This window comes from Runella sp., assembly GCF_027484545.1.
Taxonomy (GTDB): domain Bacteria; phylum Bacteroidota; class Bacteroidia; order Cytophagales; family Spirosomataceae; genus Runella.
The window spans coordinates 23362-32387 of the sequence record NZ_JAIXST010000160.1; the positions used below are offsets into that span (position 1 = coordinate 23362).

At 42.7% G+C, this 9026-nt stretch carries 9 protein-coding genes; 7 read left to right on the plus strand and 2 right to left on the minus strand.

The features are described from left to right. Positions 1–36 precede the first annotated feature (36 nt). Positions 37–1110: an MBL fold metallo-hydrolase gene (locus tag Q0081_RS15170; RefSeq protein WP_298354906.1), complete on the minus strand. Its 1074-nt coding sequence runs from the start codon at positions 1108–1110 to the stop codon at positions 37–39. A 136-nt stretch (positions 1111–1246) separates the two neighbouring features. Here Q0081_RS15170 and Q0081_RS15175 point away from each other — a divergent pair, with 136 nt between their 5' ends. From Q0081_RS15175 to Q0081_RS15205, 7 genes are all read left to right on the plus strand, one after another. Beyond that, the gene (locus tag Q0081_RS15175) at positions 1247–2428 is read left to right on the plus strand and encodes an acyltransferase family protein (protein WP_298354907.1); all 1182 of its coding nucleotides are present in this window, start codon (positions 1247–1249) and stop codon (positions 2426–2428) included. A gap of 220 nt (positions 2429–2648) precedes the next feature. Continuing rightward, entirely contained in the window at positions 2649–3560 is a 912-nt protein-coding gene (locus Q0081_RS15180; RefSeq protein ID WP_298354909.1) for a sulfite exporter TauE/SafE family protein, read from the plus strand. 108 nt (positions 3561–3668) lie between these two features. Beyond that, positions 3669–4856: a PLP-dependent aspartate aminotransferase family protein gene (locus Q0081_RS15185; RefSeq protein ID WP_298354911.1), complete on the plus strand. Its 1188-nt coding sequence runs from the start codon at positions 3669–3671 to the stop codon at positions 4854–4856. A gap of 5 nt (positions 4857–4861) precedes the next feature. Next, complete coding sequence (locus tag Q0081_RS15190; RefSeq protein ID WP_298354913.1) at positions 4862–5293, plus strand: hypothetical protein; 432 nt, start codon at positions 4862–4864, stop codon at positions 5291–5293. A 285-nt stretch (positions 5294–5578) separates the two neighbouring features. Further along, positions 5579–6319 (plus strand): phosphoadenylyl-sulfate reductase, encoded by a 741-nt coding sequence (locus tag Q0081_RS15195; protein ID WP_298354915.1) that lies wholly within the window; start codon positions 5579–5581, stop codon positions 6317–6319. A gap of 29 nt (positions 6320–6348) precedes the next feature. Further along, complete coding sequence (gene cysD / locus Q0081_RS15200) at positions 6349–7278, plus strand: sulfate adenylyltransferase subunit CysD (RefSeq protein WP_298354917.1); 930 nt, start codon at positions 6349–6351, stop codon at positions 7276–7278. A 101-nt stretch (positions 7279–7379) separates the two neighbouring features. Beyond that, positions 7380–8627, plus strand: coding sequence for a sulfate adenylyltransferase subunit 1 (locus Q0081_RS15205; RefSeq protein WP_298354919.1), 1248 nt, complete (start codon positions 7380–7382; stop codon positions 8625–8627). A 166-nt stretch (positions 8628–8793) separates the two neighbouring features. Here Q0081_RS15205 and Q0081_RS15210 read toward each other — a convergent pair whose 3' ends face one another. After that, positions 8794–8931 (minus strand): hypothetical protein, encoded by a 138-nt coding sequence (locus Q0081_RS15210; protein ID WP_298354921.1) that lies wholly within the window; start codon positions 8929–8931, stop codon positions 8794–8796. Between the last annotated feature and the right edge of the window lie 95 nt (positions 8932–9026).

Consider the following 9026-nt stretch of genomic DNA (forward strand, 5'->3'; position numbering starts at 1 on the left):
CCTCGGCAAGGTTCTGAAACTTGCCGAGGTTTGCTTTTAAAGCTTAACAACTTCTCCAACTCCTGCCAATACAAGCAGTTGTTGATTCTCCGGCTCTTTTTGAAGTTTTTGTAATTCACGATACGCATCTCCCAACGGTTCATCTGATAAATCAAAAGTACCATAGTGCATGGGAATAAAGCGTTTTGCTTTCATTTCATGAGCAGCCTTGGTCGCATCCTTGGGCCTTGCGTGACTGGCGGCCATAAACCATTCCGGCTTGTAAGCTCCTACGCCCAGCAGCGCCACGTCCACTCCGCCAAAATACTTGGCAAAATCCTTGTAATGAGTTCCATAACCTGAATCGGAACCAAAATAAATGCTCTTGCCATTGGCCCGAATCAAATAAGCACCCCACAAGCTTTTATTCGTATCGTTGAGATAGCGTCGGCTCCAATGACGAGCGGGCAGATAAATGATTTCGATTTTGGAAGTATCTGTTTGATAGGCTTGATACCAACCTGCTGCCTGAATATTAGTACTGTTGGTCCACTTTTTGAGTAATCCATCCAATTCCAGCCCCGTCAGATACGTAGTGTTAGGGTTTTGCGGGGCTAACGTTTTCAGGCTTTTTTCATCACAGTGGTCGCGGTGGTTGTGGGAGGCAATGATGTAATCAATATTTTTTAATTCAGAAACAGCTACGGGCAACTCTGAATATCGTTTCATCAACGCCGAAGGACTTTTTAGAACCGGGTCCGTAAGGATACTGACACCGTTGAGTCGAATAAAAAAGGTAGCATGTCCAAGCCACACCACACAGTCTTCAGTGTTGGTTAAAAAGTCGGAGTTTTTCGTTACTTTTAATCGAAACGTATCTTTTTGTTTTTCAGCTTTTTGAGGATTGGTTTCCCGTTGCCACCGCCACAAATCTCGGAATCCCGGCAAAGCTTCGAGGTTTTCGTTGAGAAAACGGCCTTCCGGATTTACAGGATTCCCTTTCCAGTCAATACGAACTGTTTTCAAATCTGTATTTGACCGATAACTCCCTATGGTCCAATTGAAATCTTCGTATAGGAAGAAATAAAATAGGGTTGTCAGAAGCAGGATGAGAATAAAGCTGATAAGCATTTTTTTAGAGCGGAAAATAGGTCTCAAAATAGGAAGATTCAGTAGTACTTGAAACAGGCTATGAAGTTGCATAGTTCGCCAGCATGTTATAAATTCACAATCATTTGCTTTAAGATTTTAAACCCTTCTACTTTTTATGGCTACTGCTTTACCCACCCGTATTTCGTCGGTAGATGTCTATCGCGGTTTTGTAATGTTTTTAATGATGGCCGAAGTACTTGAATTCGGGCATATTTCCAAATCGTTGCCTGAAAGCTCCTTTTGGGCATTTTTAGCCTTTCATCAAGACCATGTCGAATGGGTGGGTTGCTCGCTGCATGATTTGATACAGCCTTCCTTTTCGTTTTTGGTGGGTGTAGCATTGCCTTATTCCATTGCAAGTCGAATCGCCAAAGGACAATCGTTTGGTGCCCTTTTCGGTCATACCCTTCAGCGCTCCCTGATTTTGATTTTTCTGGGCATTTTTCTGCGTTCTATGCACCGAGAACAAACCAATTTTACGTTTGAAGACACGCTAACCCAAATCGGCTTAGGGTATCCTTTTTTGTTTTTGGTGGGATTCCGTCCTTTTCGCACTCAACTCATTATATTATGCACTATTTTAGTAGGATATTGGCTGGCTTTTGTCCTATATCCACTTCCGGGTGCTGGGTTTGATTATGCTGCCGTGGGTGTTACATCCGATTGGGAACACAATTTGAAAGGATTTGCTGCTCATTGGAATAAAAATACAAATCTCGCCTGGTCGTTTGATCAATGGTTTCTGAATCTTTTTTCGCGTGAAAAACCTTTTATTCGCAACGGAGGCGGATATGCCACGTTAAGCTTTATTCCAACGCTTGGTACTATGATTTTAGGGCTTGTAGCGGGCCAATGGCTCAAAAACAAAGATTTACCGATTGAAAAAGTAAAACGTTTCGCAATAATTGGAGTAGGACTTTTGATAGTAGGCTCCATTTTAAATTGGACGGGGATTTGTCCGAATGTGAAACGTATCTGGACGCCCAGTTGGGTGTTGTTCAGCGGTGGTTGGTGCTTTATTTTATTGGCCGCTTTTTACTGGATTGTGGATATTAAAAATTACAAAAAGGCCTTCTTTTGGTTGATGGTGATTGGTATGAATTCCATTGCAGCGTATGTAATCTCCCATACGTTAGTAGAGTTTATCCATCATTCTTTCCAAATTCACGTAGCAAAAACGTACGATCAATGGTTTGGAGAGGCCTATGCTCCTTTGGTTCATGGAAGCGTTATTTTATTCAGCGAGTGGTTGATTTTGTACTGGATGAACCGAAACCGCATCTTTGTACGTATATAACCAACTTTGTTGGCATAAATTTTGGACTTTTCAAATATAGACTCTACTTTTGTAGTGCCGTCCGAAAAGGCGGCATTTAATTTATGTCTATAAATCTATATAATCAATATACCATACATAGTATTAGACTTTTAGCTTTTACCGGTTTGGCATTGATAGAATTAGATTCATTTTAGAATGACTTCCCAAAACTATACCACCGAATTAAATTAAAAGGGCTATGAATTCAATTACAAAATCGACGGAGATGACCACTGAAAAGCCACAGGAAAGAAATATTGAAGAATGGCTTTGGGTTGGGATACCTATCACCTTATTGACCTGTATTTTAGGGTATTTGATTTACAAGCACGCGGGGAGTTTTACTATACAGGCTTTTAAAGACGGTTTTGACTCCGATTTGGTTTTTTATCTTTTGGTGGGAATTGGGGCGCAGTTGGTGGATGGCTCGTTGGGTATGGGTTACGGCGCTACAGCTACATCGTTTTTATTGACATTGGGAGTGCCGCCGGCTGTCAGTAGTACGAGTGTTCACTTGTCCGAAATGTTTACGACGGGTGCATCGGCTATTTCTCATTTCAAATTTAAAAATATTAATAAAAAGCTGTTCAGAACTTTACTGATTCCCGGAGTAATCGGCTCAATCATTGGAGCTTATTTGCTTTCTGATGTGATTGACGGAAATGTTATTAAGCCGTATATTTCAGCCTATATGGTCGTTTTAGGGTGTATCATTGTGAGTAAAGGAATTAAGAAAAATAACGTTAAAAAACCGACGAAACGTTTGGGCGTTTTGGCCATTTTCGGTGGCTTTATGGATGCCGTCGGCGGTGGAGGATGGGGACCCATCGTAACTTCTACGCTCATTGGTCGTGGCCGTGACCCGCGCTATACCATTGGGTCGGTCAATGCTGCTGAATTCGCGGTTGCCTTTGCAAGTGGTGTCACTTTTCTTCTTTTTGAAGGGATTAACAGCTGGCAGGTAGTATTGGGATTGATGGTTGGTGGTATGATAGCCGCTCCGTTTGGTGCCTATTTAGTAAATAAAGTAAACCGTAAGCCATTGATGGTCATTGTAGGTTTATTGGTGATTTTCTTAGGATTAAGGGTAGTGTTGAAGGCAATATTGTAGTATAATGTGTAATTTTGCGGCCTAACTCATTTAGGTTGTTTTAAAAGACTTGGAACGGTTGTAGTCATTGATGTATAAACATTCAAGTCTAAATTTTTAAGAAAAAGTATGAAACGTCAGACCAAAGCGATCCGTATCCAGACCAAGAAGACGCAATACCGCGAACATTCTACCCCTTTATTTCTTACTTCCAGCTTCTCATTTGAGTCGGCCGAACAAGGCAAAGCGCTTTTTGATGAAACCGAAGAAGGCAATATCTATAGCCGTTTTTCTAATCCAAGTGTTCAGGAGTTTGTGGATAAAGTATGCATGTTGGAAGGCGCCGAAGAAGGTCTTGCTACAGCTACGGGAATGGCAGCTGTCTTTGCAAGCATGGCGGGACTTCTCAAGTCAGGCGACCATCTTATTGCCTGTCGGGCGTTGTTTGGGTCGGCGCATCAGATTATTACGCAGATTTTTGCTAAATGGGGTATTACCTATACGTATTTGGATGCGGATGCTTCCGAAGAACAATGGGAAGCCGCTGTTCAGCCTAATAGCCGCATGATTTATCTGGAAACCCCTTCCAATCCCGGATTGGAGTTGGTCGATTTGGCCATGATTGGTCGGATTTGTAAAAAACACAATTTAATTTTTAACGTTGATAACTGCTTTGCCACGCCGATTATTCAAACACCGGCTGATTTTGGAGCAGATTTGATTGTCCATTCCGCGACTAAATTCATGGATGGCCAGGGACGCGTATTGGGAGGAGTGGTGGTTGGAAAAGCAGAGTATATTGCACCGATTCGCTTTTTCTGTCGCCATACCGGTCCATCTATGTCTCCGTTTAATGCATGGACGTTGAGTAAAAGCCTCGAAACGCTTGAATTACGCATGGAGCGTCATAGCCAAAACGCGTTGCGTTTGGCCGAAGCCTTGGAAGCATTGCCCGAAGTGAAAAAGGTAAATTATCCCTATTTGCCAAGCCATGCTCAATACGAATTGGCCAAAGCACAAATGAATGCGGGTGGTGCCATTGTAACTATTGAATTGGAAGGCGGATTTGAACGCGTAAGTGCATTTATGCAAGCGTTGACTATTCCAACGTTGTCTTCAAATTTAGGAGATACGCGTACGATTATCACCAATCCATTCACGACCACTCATTCCAAACTCAAACCCGACGAAAAAGCAGCGTTGGGAATTACGGAAGGGGTGATTCGGATTTCGGTAGGCTTGGAATCGGTTGAGGATTTAATTGAAGACTTTACACAGGCGGCGGTTGTGAGCGCAGAGGCGGTTGCAACTGTATAAAAATAATGAAAAATTCACCTGCTTTTGCTTGTTGGATGATTGCTGGATTGTCTTTGGTAGTAGGAATTTTTTCACAAGATAAAATTATTGATATCCAATTCCATGATACCTATTTTGTAATCAGTCAGCTTTATTTGTCTCTCTTTTTTTCTTTTGTTTTAGGATTGGAAGCGGTTGGCTACCAATTAATTGAAAGAAATAAAGGAAGATTAATTAGAGGGCTTAATTGGATTCATTTAGTTTTAACATTCGGCAGTATTTCTGTATTATTTTTAGTGAGCATTGATCCTGACGCTATTATCGGCAACCAATCTGAATTTAAACGCTGGCAAAGCCTTGAAGCGGTTTCAATAGGGGCAGTTTTATTATTTGTGTTTTCACAATTAGTGTATTTGCTAAATCTTGGTATTGGTTTTTTTAGGAGAATAAAAAATTGAAGAAGATGCTAATACAATAACTACTGAAACCCAATTTCCTCCACTTTCACATCCTGAATGGCACACAGAGGAAATTTTTTAAATAGAAAACACAGACGAACCAATACCAGGAAAAGATGTGTTACGGCAATACGAAGTGACTGATTGTGGGGCCAAAAGAGGCAGAAAAAAAGACCAAATTCTTCATCAACGATTTTATTAAAAGGGCTTTAAGCCTGTCTAAAGTAAGCATACGAATGCTTTAAATAGAAAACAATATACAATATAAATTCGATAGAATTAAAAATGCAGACAGAGGTATTAACCCATACAGCTTCGTCGTTGCAGGAACAACTACTAGGCAAAACCGAAGTAGAATCATTACGCTTGTTAGCGGAAATGTTTCCTGGACAGGTGGCTTTTTCGACTAGCTTGGGATATGAAGACCAAGTGATTACGGATATGATTTTGGCTAACGGAATTGACATCCGAATCTTTACTCTGGATACGGGACGAATGTTTCCAGAAACGTATATGACGCTCCAGAAAACCAATAATCGCTACGATACTAAAATCGAAGTGATGTTTCCCAAAAACGAAGCAGTTGAACAACTGCTAACGGAAAAAGGCCCTTTGAGTTTTTACGAGTCCATCGAAAATCGCAAAGAGTGTTGCTTTATTCGCAAAGTAGAGCCTTTAAACCGTGCGTTGAAAGGCGTAAAAATTTGGGTAACGGGTATTCGCGCCGAACAATCGCCCAATCGTACCGATATGCAGGACATTGAGTGGGACGGAGGACACGATTTGTTTAAATACAATCCTCTTTTGCCTTGGACATTTGAGCAGGTAAAAAACTACGTGAAAGCACATAATGTGCCCTATAACCCATTGCATGACAAAGGCTTTGTAAGCATTGGTTGTGCCCCTTGTACCCGCGCCATTTTGGAAGGAGAAGATTTCCGTGCCGGTCGTTGGTGGTGGGAAGATGAAAGTAAAAAAGAGTGCGGCTTACATAGCCCCCAATCCCCCAATGGGGGTTCAAAATAAGATTTATAAAGATATATTATTAGTCAAGAATGAATGAACTGAAAAAAAACACCCCCATTGGGGGCTGGGGGGCTCTGGATTACTTAGAATCCGAAGCCATTTACATCATGCGTGAAGTGGCCGGGCAATTTGAGCGTCCCGCGTTGTTGTTTTCGGGCGGTAAAGATTCGATTACCCTTGTGCGTTTGGCCCAAAAGGCGTTTGCTCCAGGCAAAATTCCTTTTCCATTGGTACATATCGATACGGGACATAACTTTCCCGAAGCTACTCAATACCGCGATTGGCTGGCCAATGAAGTGGGCGCTAAGTTGATTGTGCGTCAGGTAGAAGATACCATCAAATCCAAAGGGTTGAAAGAACAAACCGGTAAAAACGCTACCCGTAACTGGCTTCAAACCTTTACGTTACTGGACACCATTGAAGAGTTTGAATTTGATGCGTGTATCGGCGGTGCGCGTCGCGATGAAGAAAAAGCCCGCGCCAAAGAGCGTATTTTCTCCTTCCGTGACGAGTTTGGTCAATGGGACCCTAAGCGTCAACGTCCGGAATTGTGGAATTTGTTTAACGGCAAAATCAGCAAAGGTGAAAACGTACGTTGTTTCCCTATTTCCAACTGGACGGAATTGGATGTATGGTCGTACATTGAGCGCGAAAAAATTCCATTGCCGACCATTTATTTCTCACACCAACGCGAAATGATTTTGCGGGATGGAAATCTGTTGGCGAATGCTGACTTTATTTTCAAAGACGAAAGCGATGTGATTGTAACAAAAACCGTTCGTTTCCGCACGGTGGGGGATATGACCTGTACTGCAGCAGTTGAGTCGTATGCCGATACTATTGAGAAGGTAGTAACCGAAATCAAAGCAACGCGCATCAGCGAACGCGGCGAAACCCGTATCGACGACCAACAAACCGAAGCGGCGATGGAAGACCGCAAAAAGGGAGGATATTTTTAATAATGTCGATTGCAAAGTGCAAAATGTCGAAATAAAAATAAAATTCGACACCGCAGCGGCGGACCGCTCTGCATTCTGACCTCGACACTAATTTTTTTACTATGGACATTCTAAGATTTATAACCGCAGGTAGTGTTGACGACGGAAAAAGTACGTTGATTGGCCGCTTGCTTTACGATACAAAAAGCATCTTGGCCGACCAAATGGAGGCCGTTGAGCGCGCCAGTAAAACTAGAGGTGATGGCGAAATTGACTTGGCACTGCTGACCGACGGTCTTCGTTCGGAGCGGGAGCAAGGCATTACCATCGACGTAGCCTACAAATATTTCCAAACGCCCAATCGCAAGTTTATCAGCATTGATGCGCCTGGTCACATTCAGTACACCCGTAATATGGTAACGGGCGCATCTAATGCAGATTTGGCCATTATTTTGATAGATGCCCGTCTGGGGGTGGTGGAACAAACGCGTCGCCATTCGTTGATCGCGTCGTTGTTGGGCATTCCGCACATTGTGGTAGCGGTCAATAAGATGGATTTGGTGGGGTACTCGGAAGATACTTTCTTACATATTGCGCAGGAATACAAAAAATTGGCGGATAAACTCGGTATCAAAGACCTGAAGATTATCCCCGTCAGTGCGTTAGCGGGTGATAATATTGTAGATAAATCAGAAGCAATGCCTTGGTATACAGGTGAGACAATGCTTCATTTTCTCGAAAATGTTAATGTACTGAATGATTTGAATTTAACGGATGCGCGCATGGCCGTACAATACGTGCTGCGTCCGCAAACCGAAGAATTGCACGATTATCGCGGCTATGCGGGACGGATTCAAAGCGGAGTTTTCAAAAAAGGAGATTCAATTACCGTTTTGCCTTCGGAACAAACCTCTAAAATCGCCAAAATCGAACTGTACGGTGAAGAAGTAGAAGAAGCTATCGCCCCGCAATCGGTAACGATATTGCTCGAAACTGACGTGGATATCAGCCGTGGCGATTTAATAAGCGGTACCGGAAATCAACCGATGTTGAGTCAGGACGTGGAAGCTACCATTTGCTGGATGGACGATCGCAAAGAGTTGAAAGTGGGTAACAAATACACGCTTCAACACGGTACGAGTTTGGTGCGTTGCTCTGTCAAAGGCATCGAATACCGTATCGACGTCAACAACTACGAGCAATTGGAAGACATTGAAAGTCTTAAATTGAACGACATCGCTAAAATTGTCCTTCGTACCGCAAAACCGCTCGCGTATGATTCATACTTGAAAAACCGTGCTAATGGCGCTGCTATTCTGATTGATGAAACTTCCCATGTGACCGTTGGGGCCTGTATGGTGGAAGCCTAATCGTTTGTCACCCTGAAAGGGTCTAAAATCCACACATCAAAAAAGCCCTCAATTTCTAAAGTTGAGGGCTTTTTTTGCTCCGCAGTTGCTCGCGTCTCGCGAGTAACGACTATTATCAGGCTTCCAGCCTCTCTGGTGAGAACGGCCGGAGACCTAATAATAGTCGTCACTCGGCAGAGCCGAGCGACGACGGGAAATACTCATAATTAAGGCAATTAGATGAACAATAAATAAATTGGCGTTGCCATTTGCCGATTTTAGGCACGCTTGCTAATTTCGCACTCACGAGGGATATACTCTCCATAAAAAGCGTTGTTGGTGTTGTGGTAAACCCAATTTAACGCTTTTTATTTTTTATCAAAACCTTTGCAAACTATTGAATAATCCGGTGCAGCTAAA

What these genes read in the sequence shown, in the direction of transcription:
- Q0081_RS15170 (WP_298354906.1), bottom strand. Translation starts at nt 1,110, where the DNA reads ATGCTTATCAGCTTTATTCTCATCCTGCTTCTGACAACCCTATTTTAT.
- Q0081_RS15175 (WP_298354907.1), top strand. Translation starts at nt 1,247, where the DNA reads ATGGCTACTGCTTTACCCACCCGTATTTCGTCGGTAGATGTCTATCGC.
- Q0081_RS15180 (WP_298354909.1), top strand. Translation starts at nt 2,649, where the DNA reads ATGAATTCAATTACAAAATCGACGGAGATGACCACTGAAAAGCCACAG.
- Q0081_RS15185 (WP_298354911.1), top strand. Translation starts at nt 3,669, where the DNA reads ATGAAACGTCAGACCAAAGCGATCCGTATCCAGACCAAGAAGACGCAA.
- Q0081_RS15190 (WP_298354913.1), top strand. Translation starts at nt 4,862, where the DNA reads ATGAAAAATTCACCTGCTTTTGCTTGTTGGATGATTGCTGGATTGTCT.
- Q0081_RS15195 (WP_298354915.1), top strand. Translation starts at nt 5,579, where the DNA reads ATGCAGACAGAGGTATTAACCCATACAGCTTCGTCGTTGCAGGAACAA.
- cysD (WP_298354917.1), top strand. Translation starts at nt 6,349, where the DNA reads ATGAATGAACTGAAAAAAAACACCCCCATTGGGGGCTGGGGGGCTCTG.
- Q0081_RS15205 (WP_298354919.1), top strand. Translation starts at nt 7,380, where the DNA reads ATGGACATTCTAAGATTTATAACCGCAGGTAGTGTTGACGACGGAAAA.
- Q0081_RS15210 (WP_298354921.1), bottom strand. Translation starts at nt 8,931, where the DNA reads ATGGAGAGTATATCCCTCGTGAGTGCGAAATTAGCAAGCGTGCCTAAA.